Annotated in this window: 20 protein-coding genes; 2 read left to right on the top strand and 18 right to left on the bottom strand. The window is 43.9% G+C overall.

The annotated features are described in order from the left end of the window. Positions 1-18: 18 nt before the first annotated feature. From MKZ12_RS08160 to MKZ12_RS08115, 10 genes are all read right to left on the bottom strand, one after another. Entirely contained in the window at positions 19-312 is a 294-nt protein-coding gene (locus MKZ12_RS08160; protein WP_339259815.1) for an RNA polymerase alpha subunit C-terminal domain-containing protein, read from the bottom strand. Positions 313-330: 18 nt separating this feature from the next. Beyond that, a complete protein-coding gene (locus MKZ12_RS08155) occupies positions 331-648 on the bottom strand; it encodes a hypothetical protein (protein WP_339259813.1) in 318 nt (105 codons plus the stop codon). Positions 649-672: 24 nt separating this feature from the next. Continuing rightward, positions 673-1,338, bottom strand: coding sequence for a phosphotransferase (locus tag MKZ12_RS08150; RefSeq protein WP_339259811.1), 666 nt, complete (start codon positions 1,336-1,338; stop codon positions 673-675). 40 nt (positions 1,339-1,378) lie between these two features. Then, positions 1,379-1,972 carry a DUF4304 domain-containing protein gene (locus MKZ12_RS08145; RefSeq protein WP_339259809.1) on the bottom strand — a complete coding sequence of 198 codons (594 nt, stop codon included), beginning with the start codon at positions 1,970-1,972 and terminating at the stop codon, positions 1,379-1,381. 27 nt (positions 1,973-1,999) lie between these two features. Beyond that, a complete protein-coding gene (locus MKZ12_RS08140; protein ID WP_339259807.1) occupies positions 2,000-2,512 on the bottom strand; it encodes a DUF4275 family protein in 513 nt (170 codons plus the stop codon). Positions 2,513-2,558: 46 nt separating this feature from the next. Continuing rightward, positions 2,559-3,134 carry an NUDIX domain-containing protein gene (locus tag MKZ12_RS08135; RefSeq protein ID WP_339259805.1) on the bottom strand — a complete coding sequence of 192 codons (576 nt, stop codon included), beginning with the start codon at positions 3,132-3,134 and terminating at the stop codon, positions 2,559-2,561. A 126-nt stretch (positions 3,135-3,260) separates the two neighbouring features. Continuing rightward, a complete protein-coding gene (locus MKZ12_RS08130) occupies positions 3,261-3,938 on the bottom strand; it encodes an ABC transporter ATP-binding protein (protein ID WP_339259803.1) in 678 nt (225 codons plus the stop codon). Beyond that, a complete protein-coding gene (locus MKZ12_RS08125; protein WP_339259801.1) occupies positions 3,935-5,065 on the bottom strand; it encodes an ABC transporter permease in 1,131 nt (376 codons plus the stop codon). Before MKZ12_RS08125 ends, MKZ12_RS08130 begins: the two co-directional genes overlap by 4 nt. A 67-nt stretch (positions 5,066-5,132) precedes the next feature. After that, complete coding sequence (locus MKZ12_RS08120) at positions 5,133-6,509, bottom strand: HAMP domain-containing sensor histidine kinase (RefSeq protein ID WP_339259799.1); 1,377 nt, start codon at positions 6,507-6,509, stop codon at positions 5,133-5,135. Then, on the bottom strand, positions 6,506-7,183 hold the full coding sequence (locus MKZ12_RS08115; RefSeq protein WP_339259797.1) for a response regulator transcription factor: 678 nt from the start codon (positions 7,181-7,183) through the stop codon (positions 6,506-6,508). Before MKZ12_RS08115 ends, MKZ12_RS08120 begins: the two co-directional genes overlap by 4 nt. 291 nt (positions 7,184-7,474) lie before the next feature. Here MKZ12_RS08115 and MKZ12_RS08110 point away from each other — a divergent pair, with 291 nt between their 5' ends. Continuing rightward, complete coding sequence (locus tag MKZ12_RS08110) at positions 7,475-8,446, top strand: cation diffusion facilitator family transporter (RefSeq protein WP_339259795.1); 972 nt, start codon at positions 7,475-7,477, stop codon at positions 8,444-8,446. 353 nt (positions 8,447-8,799) lie between these two features. Continuing rightward, positions 8,800-9,228, top strand: coding sequence for a hypothetical protein (locus MKZ12_RS08105; RefSeq protein ID WP_253432325.1), 429 nt, complete (start codon positions 8,800-8,802; stop codon positions 9,226-9,228). Between the two features lie 246 nt (positions 9,229-9,474). On the opposite strand, the gene MKZ12_RS08100 is transcribed toward MKZ12_RS08105, so the two are convergent. The 8 genes from MKZ12_RS08100 to MKZ12_RS08065 form a co-directional block, all read right to left on the bottom strand. Next, positions 9,475-10,446 (bottom strand): aldo/keto reductase, encoded by a 972-nt coding sequence (locus MKZ12_RS08100; RefSeq protein WP_339259793.1) that lies wholly within the window; start codon positions 10,444-10,446, stop codon positions 9,475-9,477. Between the two features lie 30 nt (positions 10,447-10,476). Continuing rightward, positions 10,477-10,893: a MerR family transcriptional regulator gene (locus tag MKZ12_RS08095; protein WP_253432318.1), complete on the bottom strand. Its 417-nt coding sequence runs from the start codon at positions 10,891-10,893 to the stop codon at positions 10,477-10,479. 421 nt (positions 10,894-11,314) lie between these two features. Continuing rightward, positions 11,315-12,178, bottom strand: coding sequence for a phosphotransferase (locus tag MKZ12_RS08090; RefSeq protein WP_339259790.1), 864 nt, complete (start codon positions 12,176-12,178; stop codon positions 11,315-11,317). Between the two features lie 78 nt (positions 12,179-12,256). Then, the gene (locus MKZ12_RS08085) at positions 12,257-12,730 is read right to left on the bottom strand and encodes an NUDIX domain-containing protein (protein WP_339240596.1); all 474 of its coding nucleotides are present in this window, start codon (positions 12,728-12,730) and stop codon (positions 12,257-12,259) included. A gap of 21 nt (positions 12,731-12,751) precedes the next feature. Beyond that, entirely contained in the window at positions 12,752-13,300 is a 549-nt protein-coding gene (locus tag MKZ12_RS08080; protein ID WP_339259788.1) for an HAD-IIIA family hydrolase, read from the bottom strand. 421 nt (positions 13,301-13,721) lie between these two features. After that, the gene (locus MKZ12_RS08075) at positions 13,722-14,162 is read right to left on the bottom strand and encodes an oxidoreductase (RefSeq protein ID WP_339261354.1); all 441 of its coding nucleotides are present in this window, start codon (positions 14,160-14,162) and stop codon (positions 13,722-13,724) included. 33 nt (positions 14,163-14,195) lie between these two features. Next, a complete protein-coding gene (locus MKZ12_RS08070; protein WP_339259786.1) occupies positions 14,196-15,059 on the bottom strand; it encodes a DUF4085 family protein in 864 nt (287 codons plus the stop codon). A gap of 28 nt (positions 15,060-15,087) precedes the next feature. Next, positions 15,088-15,603: a hypothetical protein gene (locus tag MKZ12_RS08065; RefSeq protein WP_339259785.1), complete on the bottom strand. Its 516-nt coding sequence runs from the start codon at positions 15,601-15,603 to the stop codon at positions 15,088-15,090. Positions 15,604-15,610: the final 7 nt, after the last annotated feature.

Below are 15,610 nucleotides of genomic sequence, written 5' to 3'. Positions count from 1 at the left end.
AGGAACGGAGTGAAGGGGTTACTTCTTAAAAGATAATCCCTCTTCTTCCAATGCGTTTCGCAGTTTAGGTATGGCAGATGGCCCGATTCCATGCAGCTTCAGGATCTCTTTCTCCGTATACTCCGCAAGTTGCAGTAGCGTGATTATGCCTTCATTCTCCAAGGCACGTCTGGCGGGAGCGGACAGCAAGGCTAGAAATCCCTCTGTCGGTTTACGTTCAGCTTCGCACGTTGGACAGGTTGGACAATCACTTTTTTTATAATACGAATGTCCTTGTTCGCATGTTCTGAGTGTTCCTTTATCGTTTGCCATGTGGGCATCTCTCCTGAATTAAATATTCAACCAGTTCTTCATATCTGAAATCATGCTTTCGTATTGTTCTAAAGCCTCCAACGTGCAAATGACTTGTGATGTTCCTACTGACTGTTCCTCTATGTCCGTACATTCTATCCACAGTGACCGTTTAAGACTATATTCGAGCCAGTCCAACTTTCCAGCAAAACCATGATCCAGAACCACTTCCCAATTGGCTGTTATACTGCCCACTCGCTTCTTATATCCACCTATAAAAGCCAAGAATTTCCCCTTATTGATATTTCCCGAGCTATCTACTGACCAATACACAGCTGTTTCTACCAGATCATGCATCGGATTGATATAACCTGCCGATTCTCAATCGATAACAATAGGTTTGCCTTGTCTCCACATCACATTCTTAGGTTCCAAATCTCTGTGACTAATCACTCTATCCGATGCTAGCATAGAAGATGAACGCTTAGCCTTCATGCTCCACTTATACAGCTTATCCAACTTGGAATCCAAAATCTCAATCCATTCTATATTCTCTTTCTTTCCTTTGTTCAGATAAAACATCCAATCTATTGTTTTAGGATTAGTTACCTGTGAACTATCCAATTCTAGTTGTCTAAAATCCGTTTTGTGGATATCTGCAAGGATCGTACCCATCAGAGAACTGTTATTGATCGTGACTTCATCTTGTTCCAAACATTGACCCTCAATCCAATCAAATATTAGATAGAATTGATTATCAATGTTATGCATAGAAGCGCCCTTTAACATTTTTGCAGGTTGAGCATGGATATGTTCAGCTGCCACGTATGCTATTTTTTCTGAATCCATATAATTTTGCACAGCAGAAGGTCTTATCATGATCTGTGGATTCAATGCCTTAACTGCATAATTAGCTTGCGTCGTTTCAATGCTGTACATTCGATGAAGAAGTCCACCTGAGATTGGTTTGGGCGAACTGATCAATTCACCAAGCTGTAATTCGCTACACAGTTTATTGAAATTCAAATTATATTGAGTATCATTCATATGTCATCCCCTCATTTTGGCTATTTGTCTGGAGCAAAGCTTACAAACCGTACTCAGCAAAAATGGCTGCATATTTCTTTTCAAATATCGTCCAACGCTTTTCGGCTCCGTATTTGGCATGTAGTTGCTGTAAATAATACTTGGCTTCTTCCGTATCGCCGGCTTGTAGCAGGAAGCGGAAAGTTTCTTCACTTAAATGTAGCGCTGTCTTCGCCATATAATAATGGACTATATCTCTGGCCCCTGTTAGCGAGTGTAGAAATGAAATACCCTCTTCCAAATGTGAAACCAGTTCTTTCGATAAAGCGTCCTGATCAACATCAGGCGTTAGGGAATAGTGGTCTGGGGCGGATGGGACTATTTCCTCGATCCGGCAAGTAAAATGCGATTTGTTCTCCAATATGGCCCCACTCAAAGCAACGGACTGCAACTCCGCAAGCTCGGTGGAATGGACACTACAGTTAATATAAAACTGCACATGCCTACTGCTGTTATACTTTGATTTCTGGACGTTGAACTTGTATATGAGGTTGTCATCCGTTTTGTAGAAATTCAGATCTTTTTTGGAATAGCCATGTTTGGCCAATAAGGGTTTGACGTCTGTGTTGATGATCTTCTTAAACAGTTCCTGCATAAGATATCACTCCCCTTTTGTTCAAAATCATGCTTGTTCTGTTTTATAAAAATAAGGGCCACACATGGATTCATGCGTATACACGTACGTCCATGTAAACGCCCTGTCGAAAATATAGATATCTTGCTCCGAATCAAAATCCGCTGCAATGATCCGATTCGCATTTTCGTATAAAAGTACCCAACCACCACTTTCATACATCACATATACTTCATCTTTCTGCTCGGCATCAAAAGCATCTCGTGCTTCATCATGTGTCAGACATTTCTGTTGTTCATAACTGAACATATGCCACTTGTACTCGCTATAATGGATAGACTCTTTGACCATATCATCGATATTATGGGCAAACACGCTATCCCATTGCTTTACAATCCCTTCGGATTCCTCGTACAGTTCGGACACGATAACTCTCTTATCCTGCAAGTTCTTCTTGAACATATATTCCTGATGGATACGCTCAATTCCCCAATATGCTCGGTTCAGTTCCAATTCGGGTAAAGTATCCAGCAGCTCGTTAATTTTATCTCGAATCATCATTACCTCCGTATGCTATCTGGAATTAAAATACCTGGCCCTCGCCTGACTATTCAGCTTCTTTTCGCAGCATATGAGCCAGTTGGTACATCTCAGCAATGTCATATCTGTTCTGCTTCTGGAATCTCCGAATCGCTTCGTCGATCTCAACAACCTCCACCGCAACTACCTGCTCGCCATCCTCTGGATTCAGCGGATCAGCTACAAGTTCAACGTCTCCATAACCGATGATTCTTACAAAATGGGGGTGCGGGATATGCGGTCGATATGGCTCCAACGCACTGGATGTGCAATAGAATTGACCAAAAATCTGATAGGATCGCATTTCTGCCCCAAGTTCCTCCATCAGTTCGCGCTTCAGTCCGTCCATATACGGCTCACCTGCTTCAAGCGTCCCCCCAGGCAGCTCCCAGTCTCCATTATCCAGTTGAAAAACAACACATTGATCCCCGACAAATGGAATGATACTAATATTGCTCACCAGCTTTTCATCCACGATGTCATTTAATCTGAACTCTGCCTCAATAAGGCCCCAATGAATCGACGTAGTAAGTGCCGGGAATTGTTCTGCATTCAAGCTGCTCAACCGCATCCGTTCCTCTCTATGTAAAATAAAATCTCTCATTTATATACTTCTCCCAATTATAGATGAAAATGAAGAAAGAAGGCCACCTTCCCCTTGAGGGAATACATGACCTTCTCGTCCTTAACCACATCAGATTGTTCCATTCCTGACAAACTTACCTAATGTCTAATGCTGTACCAGCTTTCCCTTTTCCAAAAAAAGAACCCGGCTACAGAGCGGCAAAATCCGCTCATCATGCGTAACCATCACTGCACTCTTGCCCTGCTCTTTCACAAGCCGTGCAATCATGGCGACAATATCCAGCCCGCGCTCCGCATCCAAGCTAGCTGTCGGTTCATCCGCGAGCAGGACAGCCGGATCGTTCATCAACGCCCGTGCAATAGCGACCCGCTGACGCTCCCCACCAGACAGCTTTTCCGTATATGCCTTCCGCCGATGGGTCAACCCTACCGTATCTAGCAGCTCATCCACTCGTTTCTCCGACTTGTTTTTATCCGTTCCGGCGAGCTTCGCGACCACCATCAGTTGTTCTTCTACTTTCAGGTAAGGAATGAGGTTGGCACTTTGGAAAATAAAACCAAGCTGTTGAAGCCGTACATCGGATATATCTTGTTTGCTTTTGCCCATAATAGAAGCCCCGTCCAACAGAACCTGTCCTTCCGTTGGTTCAAGAAGTGCGCCAGCAATGGACAGGAATGTACTTTTGCCCGAGCCGGAAGGCCCCATCACAGCCACAAGTTCCCCTTCGGCCACCTCAAGGTCGAGCTTATCCAGAATCGTGCGTTTACTGCCACCATCTTCAAAGGTCTGGGTAATTCCCTGTAATACCAATCGGTTTCTCATGCTGCAGTCCTCCCAATCGCATCAAGCGCATCAATTTTGGTAACCTTCCACACTGAAAATAATGAACCCGCCATAGACATCAGGATGAACAATACACAGGTCAGTGCGAGGGTGGATAAACCTAATTGAAACGGCATTGATGCAGGCAGAATGGACTCAAACAGTCGAACCAACAGTACGCTAATGACCAGACTACCAACCGATAGAATGAATACTTGTAAAGAAACACTACCCGCCAGATATCCATTCCGCGTTCCGATTGCTTTCAATATGCCGAACTGACTTGTTTTCTGAATCGTGATGACATAGAAGAATACCGCAAGTACAAACGCTGAGATGACATATAGAAAAGCAATCATCATGAGCAACGATCCCTGCTCTTCCTTATATCCAGGAATGGCCGATACGGCATCCGACTTCGTGATGACTTCCGTATTAGGCATTGCAGCACTTAGTCCGTCTACCTGCTCACCCGCGTCCTTTACCGCAATGGCATTGTATATCGGAGCATTGGCATTGGTGTCGGCCGAACCTTGTGTAGTCCGTGTCCCTCCTTGAAGCGTATGCCATTCTTCTTCATTCAGGAACACGACCGGAGAGTGACTGAAAGACTCATTTTGTACAAATCCGCCAACGGTCCACTTCATCCCCGAAGCTTGATCGACCAGAACGGTGCCAATCGTCACACCAGATTCAGCTAACTTATGATCCACCACAACCTGCCCGTTGGTCTGATCCGTAATCGGAGTTCCTTCGGTAACCGCTGGAGCAAGCCAGCCCTCCGGATTCACCATGAACAACGTGACATCGATCTTTTTCGTGTCGCCCATTGGACTGACGGTTGTCATTTTCACACCGAGCGGCTCAGCGTTCTCTTTCCCCACTACGGAGCGAGCTTGATCAAGCTGATCCTGATCCACTTGTGAACGGGTAAACCGATGATTCGAATCCTGTTCCAGCACAAAGTGGGTTGCTGCCATATTTTTGACCGAAGCTGCGTTATCATACGCCAGCCCCTGTGCAAGACCTGTAACAAACAGTACCAGAAATGAAACCAGCACCATGATTGTAGCAATTAAGGCATACCGCCCTTTGGCATACCTCATTTCCCGAATAGCCAAGTACATGTTGTGTGACCTCCCTCTTGATAACCCAAGTATAGGAGGCGAAAATGAACGGAAAATGAATAACAGATTACATCTGCGGAAGTGTCACGGTAAAGACCGTACCCGCTGGCGAACTGGCAACCTCAATTGTACCGTCATGGATTCGGATAATTTTCTGCACAATGGCAAGTCCAAGCCCGGTTCGTCCGGAAGAACGTTCCCGCGCACGGTCCACCCGATAGAATCGATCGAACAGGAAAGGCAGATGCTCCGCAGCAATGCCGTCCCCTGTATCCCGAATCTGAATCACACACTGGTTATCCATCTGCTTGGCATGAATCTCGATGCTTCTTCCTTGTGGAAGATGATTCACCGCATTACCGAGAAGATTCATCCAGACTTGCATGAGCAGCACTTCATTGCCAATCAGCTGGATGGATTCGGGCACCGAAATCCGAAGCAGCAGTTCTTTTTCTTCCAGTTGCCATTGCAGCACCTGAACCGCTTGCCGGAATTGATCCCGCAGAGAGAACTCCACTTTGGTCAGATCTTCGTTGCCTTGTTCCAGAGAGGACAGGAGAAGCAGCTGCTTGCTCAACAAGGAGAGATGACGGCTCTCCTCCTCAATGATCGACGCATAGTGCTCCCGTTCCTGTTCAGGCAGATCCCGATCTGCCACCAACTGGGCAAACCCCTGAATGGAGGTCAGCGGGGATTGAATCTCATGAGATACGTTGGATACAAACTGCTGCCGCGCCTGATCCACTCTCTCCAATTCACGACTCATGGTCATGAAATGCTGAGCCAGTTGACCAATCTCATCACGCCGTGCAGTAGGCAATTTCAGATTATACTTTCCTTGTGCAATCCGCTTGGTCGCCTCGGACAGACGTTCAATCGGATTGACCAGATAACGGGTACTGATCAGAAAGATCAAGATACTAATGCCTATGGTAAATGCACCAATCAGGGCAAAAAAGATACGCAGCTCACCGAACTGCAGGATTACATCCGGGCGCATAAAGAGAGCGTAATTGGTATTGCCCAACTGTAAATGAACACCCACGGTGTTGCTTAATTGATTATCGAAGAAACCGGTAATGAACGGTTTACTTGGAAACTGCGCGACACCATGATAAACCTCACCATTCAGCACCAGATCTACTGCTTGCTTGTCCAGATCCTTCTCACGGAATTCGCGGCCGTAGAATTGGTCGTTGCCTTTTCCATCCGTCACATAGATTTCGTATCCAAGATCGGCGGCATTGTTCAAATACTGCTCCTTTGTGTCCGGTTGCTGCTCCACAAATTGTTTCATCTGCATTGCAATGCCCACCAGCTTCTCATCATTGAAGTCCTTGAGCTTCGCATGATAATAGATATTCGACAAAAGGAAACCGAGCATGCCGCTGACCACAATTACTGCCACCGTAATAAGGAATACCCGGACATACAAGGTCCTCACGGTGCTTTCACCTCCATTTTGTAACCAATGCCCCGCACCGTTTGGATCACAAAATCGTCCGTATAATCAGCGAACCGATCACGGAGTCGCTTAATATGTACATCAACAGTACGGTCATCTCCTTCGTAATCCGCTCCCCAGACAAGTCGAATGAGTTCATCCCGAGAGAACAAACGTCCCGGGAACTGGGCAAGCTGTGAGAGTAATTCGAATTCCTTCATTGGTAAAAAGAGAATGGATTGCCCGTCCGTAACCTCCACATTGTTCCGGTCGATCACGATCCGGTTCATGCGGATGATATCGCTGGATGTGCGATGGTATCGACGAAATAACGCCTTTACCCGGTAAACCAGTTCTTCGGGTTCAAACGGCTTGGTCACATACTCATCCGTTCCTTTCAAATAACCTTCTCTCTTGTCAGATAGCTGATCTCGTGCCGTCAGCAACATAATCGGAATGTCGTAATGCTGCCGAATGTAATCACATAATTCTAGTCCGTCCATGCCAGGCATCATGACATCGAGGATCGCCAGATCGATCGGCGTTTCTTGCATCAGTTTGACCGCTTCCAGTCCATCCTGTGCTTCATGTACCCGATAGCCTTCCTTGGTCATGACATGCCGGAGGAGTGCTCGAATATTTGCATCATCGTCTGCCAGCAGCAGATGTTTCATATCGTTGTCCGCCCTTCTATGTAGCGAGAACATCTCACTATGATCCTGCACAGATGGTAGCACAAAAGCAATCTCATTCGCCAGCACGTGCACGGAGATACCTTGGTATGTTTACATTTCCTTAAATCTGGTTGACACTACTATGAGGCGCAACTATAATAAAACCATAACATATGAACGAACGCTCATATATTCATTTGTTAGTGGGTAACCTTTGCTAAAGATTCATTTATAGTCACACTAGAATTCATATTACATAATGGAGCCTCGCTCCAAAGGAGAGGATTTCATATGTCTGGACATCAACACAGTCATAACCATGGGCACGATCACGCTCACACCACCAATAACAAAAAAGTATTGTTGTTTTCCTTCATTATTATTACCGTCTATATGATTGTTGAAGCCATTGGTGGATTTATTACCAACAGTCTCGCACTTATTTCGGATGCAGGCCATATGTTGTCCGATTCCATTGCACTCGGGATCGCTTTGCTGGCGTTCACGTTTGGTGAAAAAGCCGTGAATACGGGCAAAACGTACGGCTACAGAAGATTCGAGATTTTAGCTGCCACCTTAAACGGAATTACGTTAATCGCCATTGCGCTCTACATTTTCTACGAAGCCATTGGTCGATTCATTAACCCGCCAGAAGTCGCAACCGTAGGCATGTTAATCATCAGCGTCATCGGATTGCTGGTCAATATTCTGGTAGCCTGGATCATGATGCGTGGTAGCGATACGGAGAATAACCTGAACATGCGCGGTGCTTATCTGCATGTCATCAGCGACATGCTGGGATCGGTTGGGGCCATTGCGGCGGCACTGCTCATGATGTTCTTTGGCTGGGGTTGGGCCGATCCATTGGCGAGTGTCATTGTCGCGGCACTGGTATTGCGTAGTGGGTTCTATGTCACCAAATCATCTCTGCATATCTTGATGGAAGGCACGCCGGCCAATGTAGATGTGAATGACCTGGTGCAGACCATTAAACAAGTGGATGGTGTCAAAGGTGTACACGATGTGCATGTCTGGTCCATTACCAGTAACCTGAACGCACTGACTGCTCATATCGTCGTAGATGGAACGATGGATGTCTATGCATCCGAGATCCTGGTTCAAAAGATTGAACATATGCTGGAGCATAAAGAGATCAAACATGTGACGCTCCAAGTGGAGTCTGAGAAACATCTGCATGATACCTCGGTACTATGTACCGTCAAGGGCGACGAACCAGATGCTCACGCCCATCATCACCATTGATATGAATAGCTGTAAATAAAAACAGGACTTATTCCCGGTAGTGGAATAGTCCTGTTTTCATTTTCCACGTAACTTTAATGCCTTTCAGGTGTTATGTAATACACATAGCATTATCGAATTAACCGGTTTTACACCGTCATTTTCTTAATATAACGAGGAGGTTATATCTACTCATGGGAAACTTCCGTAAGTTCATTTCAGTGATCCTTGTACTGGTAACGCTTCTTCTATTTCTTAACTACCAGGAGCTAAGAGAAAACAATAGACTACAAAACATCATCATCAATGGTATATATAATTGTCAAACCGACTGCGACAGCATTACTTTGAAGGAATAGAAAGGGGTAATAATCATGACAAATAGACCATTTTTCCCGTCTCTTCTGCTCTTCCTTCTTCTCACAGCCTGTGCTTCAGAAGCTCCTGCTGAAAATCATGATACTGAAGTTATCCTAACAAATGAAGCTTTGCCCATTATTACGAATGTTGAGACTAACTTTCCCGAAAAAGAAGGTTGGATTATACTTCCTACTGATAGCACAGAGATAAATATCACAGTAGAGGCGACCAACGCGGAAACACTTCTTTTCTGGGCCGTTCCAACAGGAACAGAGACTTGGGGAGAAAGAGAACTGATCGGATACGATACCAATGAGAACGATGGTTGGAAAATAACTTGGAATATTGCAGGTAAGTCTGTGCATCACCACATGACTGTTCAAGCATTAGGGAGTGACGGTAAGACTATTACAGATAAGACAATAAATATTACGAACGAGTAAGATCGATTTAAATCATTTAATTAACGAAAATATTTTTTTGATAAAGGAACCGCCCTACCCCAATAACTATTATCTTAAGTGGGACTCCATTATTTTTGTATATAAGTTATCTCTGAAATAAATGAAGAACGATTGGAGATGAATACAAATAGAGACTTTCACTAAAGGAGAGTCTCTTTTGTATTCCATATTTGTATTTTTGCTGAGCAACTACTTCACATGAAATAATAAGTTATATGGACATTTTTACCCATTAAGCTGCGTCATCATTTCTGTCATATAACGTGTTCCATGAACCTCATTTTGAGGACTTACCTTTTCAATGCGATCTAAGTCATCCGGTGTCAGTTCAATGGTTGCAGCGTTCGCATTTTCCTCCAAATAGTTGATTCGCTTCGTTCCCGGAATCGGCAATGCGTGATTAGCCATTGTCCAAGCTAAAGCCAATTGTGCAGGCGTACACACCTTCTCCATCGCGATCTCTTTGATTTTATCCACAACTTCTATATTTTTGGCAAAATTGTCTCCTTGAAACCTCGGCATATATCTGCGCAGATCATTAACATGCAGATCTTCGAATTTCCGTATCTCACCTGAGATAAACCCTCTGCTTAATGGACTGTATGCAATATGTGTAATATTCAGTTCTCTCGCGGTCGGTAGAATCTCGTCTTCAATATCCCGGCTCCACAGGGAATATTCGCTCTGCAACGCAGAAATCGGATGAACGGCGTGTGCCCGGCGCATGGTGGAAGCCGATGCTTCCGACAAGCCAAGGCAGCGGACTTTTCCCTCTTTAACCAAGTCGGCCATCGCACCAACGGTTTCCTCAATCGGAATCTGAGGATCTACCCTGTGTTGGTAGTACAGATCAATATATTCGGTATCCAGCCGGCGAAGACTTGCTTCTACAGCCTTTTTCACGTAATCTGGATGACCATTCAACGTCTCATAATTTGGGGTATACGCGAATTTGGTAGCAATAATCGCCTGATCGCGACGCCCCTTCAGCGCTTTCCCCAGTAGTTCTTCATTATGACCATTACCATACACGTCAGCTGTATCTAGCAGTGTAACGCCAATTTCCAGCGCGTGATGGATGGTCTTTATTGACTCCTCATCATTGGTTTCTCCGTACATCCCTGGAGACATGCCCATTATTCCCAATCCAATCGAAGATACGACGATATCGCTATTTCCCAGCACTCTTTGCTTCATTTCTCCATCTCTCCGTCCGTTAGTATTAGTCTAGTCTTTGCCGATGCTTTCCATTTGGTCTAGCAGCTTGCTTTCTGAAGGAAGCTTTCCTGTCTCTATGTCTTCATAGATCGTCAATTTGTTATCCACCGCTGCAAGTGCCTCGGCAATTTCACTTTGGCGGCGATGTAATTCCTCTTTATATTCGTGAAGTATCGCTTTCCGTTGTGGAATTGTTGAATCACCATCCAGCGCCAGACTAACCATATGTTTCAATGTAGATACCTTCATACCCGTTGCCCGGAAACAAGACATCAATCTCATCCAATCCAAATGTTCTTCCTCGAACATCCGATTTCCATGTTGATCCCGCCTAATGTAAGGGAGTAGTCCCTCCTTCTCGTAATAACGAATTTTATGTGCAGGACAACCCAGCCGCTCGGAAGCTTCTTTTATCGAAAAAGCCATAATGCTGACTCCTCCTTTATGTTCATTTTTGGATGCATTTGGCCGGTTCTTTTACATCCTAAAGCTTCATGTTCACATTAAGGCAAGCACAAATTTCAAAAAAATAATTCAACTGATCACTATTTTCAACAAATGCAGGACATAACACACGCTTCAGTACTGGGAAGTAACGATTAGAGGAGATATGCCGAGAAGATCGGTGAAAGCAGAAATACGGAGGAAAAGAACCTGGAGATGCTGGGGTTGTTTCACTTACTTCAATCGTTGGGTGTCATAGAGTGCCCGGGCTTGATCAAAATTCAATTGTTCCTTGTAGGCGGATACACACGTATGGCGCACTTGCCACCTTTTCCTTGATCCGATACGATATCGTTTAGTCTGAACTAAGGCATTCCGTGATAGCTGTAGAAACTTTGCTTGTTCAGAGTTCCTCACATAATCGCTTCCATCCATCCCATGCCTTCAAGTATTCAGGCAGATCATCCGGATGATGTTTGTTACTCAGCCCAATTCGGCAATAGAGATGAATCAGAGCTTCCTCGATCAATCTGGATTTGTCCATTTCCACCTGTTCCAGAAGTTCAAACGCAGCAAATAAGGTTTCGGTGTTGATATCATCTGGCGAAGAGCTAAACGCATACAAGAAATCATAGAGGATAGGTCCGACCATTGGAGAGGGATCAATAACGCCGATGAGTTCATTTTGATCGTATACAAAATTATGAACCCCCGTATCTCCATGTAAAAGAAACCTCTCCTCTTCCTCATGAAAGAGACGATCCACTTTGGATTGAACCAGATGATAATCATCTGTCGTTAAAACACTTTCGATATTCATCTTTGCTTCCTGAACACTAATCTGATTGAATTCTTTCCATGTCCTCTGCGGGAACTCCATTCTGCCCCATGATTTCGTATCTGTAGAACGCACATAGGTATTGAACAGCTCTTTCACCAGACGAGTTAACCATTCTTTCTTCAGTCCACGGTTGAAATGGGTTGTGCCTTCAATATAGGAGTAAATTAGATAAGTGTTGTCCTGAGCAGTCAACAAAACTTCAGGCAATAACGAAGAATTCTTATACGTCTCCAAAAACTGCTGGGCGATGTGAATCTGTTCAGGTTCATCTGATTTTAATATATAGTGCTTATTCAGACTTGTACTCAACCGATAAACATGTCCAGCGGTGGTACCTGACAAACGTTGAATTTCAGTGATCACTTCGTTGATATGATGTATCTTGAATAAGTTATTGATCTCATTTACCGTTGGATTGATTAACATATAGTTCTCCTCATATAACTAGGATCTTGATTCATTTGGTAAACATGCGGCGAGGTTAGCTTCGAATTGCACAGTGGGTTATCTTTCAAAATGGGCTCGTTCTTCTTGCTTGGAACTAAAAATATAATCCGGATACTGGTTTGCCACGGGTGGAAGCTGATCCTCGGGGAAAAACTGCAACTCCTTCATCTCTTCATTATCGGGCATGAGTTGCCCAGATTGGATCCTGCATTCAAATACGATAGTTAAATATTCGACCTGATGACCATTACTGTAAGTAAAACGTTGCTCTTCACCACCATATACCCCGATAACCTTCTCAGGTTCAACAACTAGACCTGTCTCTTCCAGTGCCTCTCTCACCATCGCTTGCGCCGGTGTCTCACCAAGCTCAATGGCTCCGGCAATCAAGCCCCAGGTTGATTCGTTATGTTTACGACCGAACAGGATCTCCCCTTGTTCATTTCGGATAATTCCAGCGACACCCGGCATAAAAATAAGCTCGTTGCCGATCTTGTCCCTGAGGTTTTTGTAATAGTCTGACATGCCCATACACAGTTACCTCCTGTTTTTTTATTCTCTGGATTCCCTTCCATGAATGATCCATTGTACGGCATCCCAAATATCTTCTGCGATATAATCAGGTTCGGTCTCCAACCATTTGTCTCTAAATTGGGTTAGTGAAGATTCCCCCCAGCCTGTTCTCACCATGATCTTGGTTGCTCCTACGGCATGGGCAGCAAGCATGTCTGTATCTCCCACATCACCAATGACTATGCATTTGGATAAATCCAGACCATGCTCCTCGGAAGCTTGCAGTAGCATCCCGGGTTTCGGCTTTCGGCAACTGCATTCTTGCTCATGCGGACATATATAGGAGTGATCGAATCCGTACTCGCGAAATTGCGCTTCGAAATCCTGAACACTTGCTTCTCCACGTGAGATTCGATATTGATTCGTAAACGCCAGTACCATAATTCCTTCTCGTTTCAAACACATAATGGCTTCTTGAGCATTGGGGTATAATCTGAAATCTCTCGGATGAATAAAATGACCTGTACCACCGATGGTTCCATCTCTGTCTATAAAAACAGCTTGTACATTCCCATTTGCTTTCATCATGGTCTGTTCCTTTCTGAGAACATATTATTGTATCTCTCGCCTCTGATCTAAAATTATTTCCCTATACTTTTTCGTCAAAAATATGCTTGCTATTATCTTGCTGCTTATGGTGTTGCTGTTTTTTGATTTCAGTTTTAAGATAGTGTACTTCTTTAATTAATTCATCCAACTTTTTCGATGTTTTGGATGAATCTACGGCATACCGTATGATTGCCGCAAAGATAAGAACTACAATAATACTTATAATTGAGATCACTATAGCCCAGATAAATTCGAAAATGGTGCTCAACTCCTTGCTGTCAAAAAACTAAGTTGTAAAACTCTTCTGAAAACCAAAACCATATAAACCCCAGGATCACCATGATGGTGCCTAGTACTTTTAATATAATTTCAATATGTTTAGGGATATCACTATTTTCCCTTACTGAATTCCCGCCGTACCAAACGTACTTTCGATGGCTTTTTTATAATTTTCCCAATCAAAATTAAATGGGCCCACCAGCAGTTTCTTGTCATTCAATATGAAATCTCTCCAGATCACCACATCATCTTCTCTATCAATCTTCACAGAAATAAACCCACATTCTTCATCCCCACACCAGGGACATACTAAAATCGGATATCTATCATGCAGGGATTCATGTGGCTTTTTAAGTAAAAAATAATCAATAAGAATTCTCTGATATTCATTGCTTCCCCATCCCAGACAAGGGATCAGATCATGTTTTTTCAGCCTTTGATAGAGCGATGTACCATCAATTATGATGTCAGCAAATCTCGTATTTTTATTCCCATCCTGTTCAGGATCAAACTCGTCGTATCTTGAAGCTAATTTGGTTTCTATGGTGCTTATTTTCACTATATTCCCTCCATATTCAGCCTCTGGTGTTCTCTCTCATTCTTCCTCTACAAGAATGTCGGTACAGCGAACAATTAGCTCAGACATATTCTCTCCATCAAATAGAACATGAAGCTCATATCCGTTATCGATCCGATACAGCTCCTGATACAGCCAGTAAGTGCCTACAATTCCACCGTCTTGCTTGATGATTTCGGGTGCAACTAGCGTAAGTTTATTTATATTGGTGAAGCCCCCGCGGGTGTCAAAACGAATGAGCACTTCATCCCCTGTCAACAGTTCCGTCACTGTACAATCATGAAATTGAACCCGGTTACGAATTTCTTCCGGAATATCCTGTGCTATAATAACTTCCCGGTATTCATTCGATACACGCTCCATCTCTCTCCTATTTTCTGCGCTCTGTTTCTTTAGCTGTAGCATAACTTCTCTCGTACAGTAGCCCAACGTAAACACACGGATATCCGCAATTTGTTCAACGATTTTCTGTGGCAAATTCTCTGCCTTATATCGAAAATTCCATTCCATTGATTCTTTGTACTCTTCTTTGCATTTCTTCTCATCAAACGGAGGGCGTACATCATACTCTGCAATAAGTTTCTCGATATGCGCTCTTTGTTCCGGCGGCATGCGAAATACCATCTGATCCTCTTCCGTTATCTCTTCCCCGCTAAAAGCCTTCTCTACACGAGTCATGACCTGACCATCATGCTCCAGCATGAAACGCGGGTCCAAGTTATATAGCTCTCGCTCCTGCTCCACATGCGCTTTTTCCTTTCGTTTATATAGCCTTAAAAATAGATTTTCATCGAACTCATACGCTCCGCTATGTACTCTTATACCAAAATGAAGATGTGTCTGCTGACACAGCTCATACCATTCTTTCGTTAAAAATCTCATATGCACCTCTCCTGCTGATTTTTAGAATCTACTTTGCGATTGAAGCGTAAAGCTTTTTTATTTGTGACGAGAAATTAGCTGCACCTGGAATATGTGTGCGTTTAAAAAACGCTGTTAATTGTTTCGGATGATTTTGGACCATATCATATTCAATGATGGTGTTAGCGATAACAGATCTCGTAAAACCTAATACCTCGACCACTTCAGATCGATTTCCTGCCTCAAGCTCCTCGCCTTCTGGAAATTCTCCATCTGGATCATCTTCCAACTGTTCACTGAATGTTAATCGAGCTAGAACATAGGACATGATATGGTTCTTGTCTCTGTCCATCTGCTCCATGATCCACTGTATACACTCTTCTTCGGTTGGAGCCGAAACACCGAAACCCTCTAGTACATATTTCCGTTCTTTAAATGAATCCATCAGCAACGATGCTTCGAAACTGGCATGCTCGACAAATTGGACCTGAGGTTTAAGCTGAATGATTTCAGCTGTTACCTGTTTATACCAATCACTCGTTAGAAATTGCTCTATGGTTTGCATCGCTACG

This window comes from Paenibacillus sp. FSL R5-0713, assembly GCF_037973325.1.
Classification (GTDB): Bacteria; Bacillota; Bacilli; order Paenibacillales; family Paenibacillaceae; genus Paenibacillus.
This window is presented reverse-complemented; position numbering and strand designations above follow the sequence as displayed.

Excerpts from the sequence above, each read along its gene's own strand:
- MKZ12_RS08130 (WP_339259803.1), bottom strand. The coding sequence starts at position 3,938 with ATGAGAAACCGATTGGTATTACAGGGAATTACCCAGACCTTTGAAGAT.
- MKZ12_RS08145 (WP_339259809.1), bottom strand. The coding sequence starts at position 1,972 with ATGCAGGAACTGTTTAAGAAGATCATCAACACAGACGTCAAACCCTTA.
- MKZ12_RS08085 (WP_339240596.1), bottom strand. The coding sequence starts at position 12,730 with ATGGGCATGTCAGACTATTACAAAAACCTCAGGGACAAGATCGGCAAC.
- MKZ12_RS08080 (WP_339259788.1), bottom strand. The coding sequence starts at position 13,300 with ATGATGAAAGCAAATGGGAATGTACAAGCTGTTTTTATAGACAGAGAT.
- MKZ12_RS08135 (WP_339259805.1), bottom strand. The coding sequence starts at position 3,134 with ATGAGAGATTTTATTTTACATAGAGAGGAACGGATGCGGTTGAGCAGC.
- MKZ12_RS08150 (WP_339259811.1), bottom strand. The coding sequence starts at position 1,338 with ATGAATGATACTCAATATAATTTGAATTTCAATAAACTGTGTAGCGAA.
- MKZ12_RS08140 (WP_339259807.1), bottom strand. The coding sequence starts at position 2,512 with ATGATGATTCGAGATAAAATTAACGAGCTGCTGGATACTTTACCCGAA.
- MKZ12_RS08090 (WP_339259790.1), bottom strand. The coding sequence starts at position 12,178 with ATGTTAATCAATCCAACGGTAAATGAGATCAATAACTTATTCAAGATA.
- MKZ12_RS08160 (WP_339259815.1), bottom strand. The coding sequence starts at position 312 with ATGGCAAACGATAAAGGAACACTCAGAACATGCGAACAAGGACATTCG.
- MKZ12_RS08065 (WP_339259785.1), bottom strand. The coding sequence starts at position 15,603 with ATGCAAACCATAGAGCAATTTCTAACGAGTGATTGGTATAAACAGGTA.
- MKZ12_RS08125 (WP_339259801.1), bottom strand. The coding sequence starts at position 5,065 with ATGTACTTGGCTATTCGGGAAATGAGGTATGCCAAAGGGCGGTATGCC.
- MKZ12_RS08105 (WP_253432325.1), top strand. The coding sequence starts at position 8,800 with ATGACAAATAGACCATTTTTCCCGTCTCTTCTGCTCTTCCTTCTTCTC.
- MKZ12_RS08100 (WP_339259793.1), bottom strand. The coding sequence starts at position 10,446 with ATGAAGCAAAGAGTGCTGGGAAATAGCGATATCGTCGTATCTTCGATT.
- MKZ12_RS08095 (WP_253432318.1), bottom strand. The coding sequence starts at position 10,893 with ATGGCTTTTTCGATAAAAGAAGCTTCCGAGCGGCTGGGTTGTCCTGCA.
- MKZ12_RS08115 (WP_339259797.1), bottom strand. The coding sequence starts at position 7,183 with ATGAAACATCTGCTGCTGGCAGACGATGATGCAAATATTCGAGCACTC.
- MKZ12_RS08155 (WP_339259813.1), bottom strand. The coding sequence starts at position 648 with ATGCATGATCTGGTAGAAACAGCTGTGTATTGGTCAGTAGATAGCTCG.
- MKZ12_RS08110 (WP_339259795.1), top strand. The coding sequence starts at position 7,475 with ATGTCTGGACATCAACACAGTCATAACCATGGGCACGATCACGCTCAC.
- MKZ12_RS08070 (WP_339259786.1), bottom strand. The coding sequence starts at position 15,059 with ATGAGATTTTTAACGAAAGAATGGTATGAGCTGTGTCAGCAGACACAT.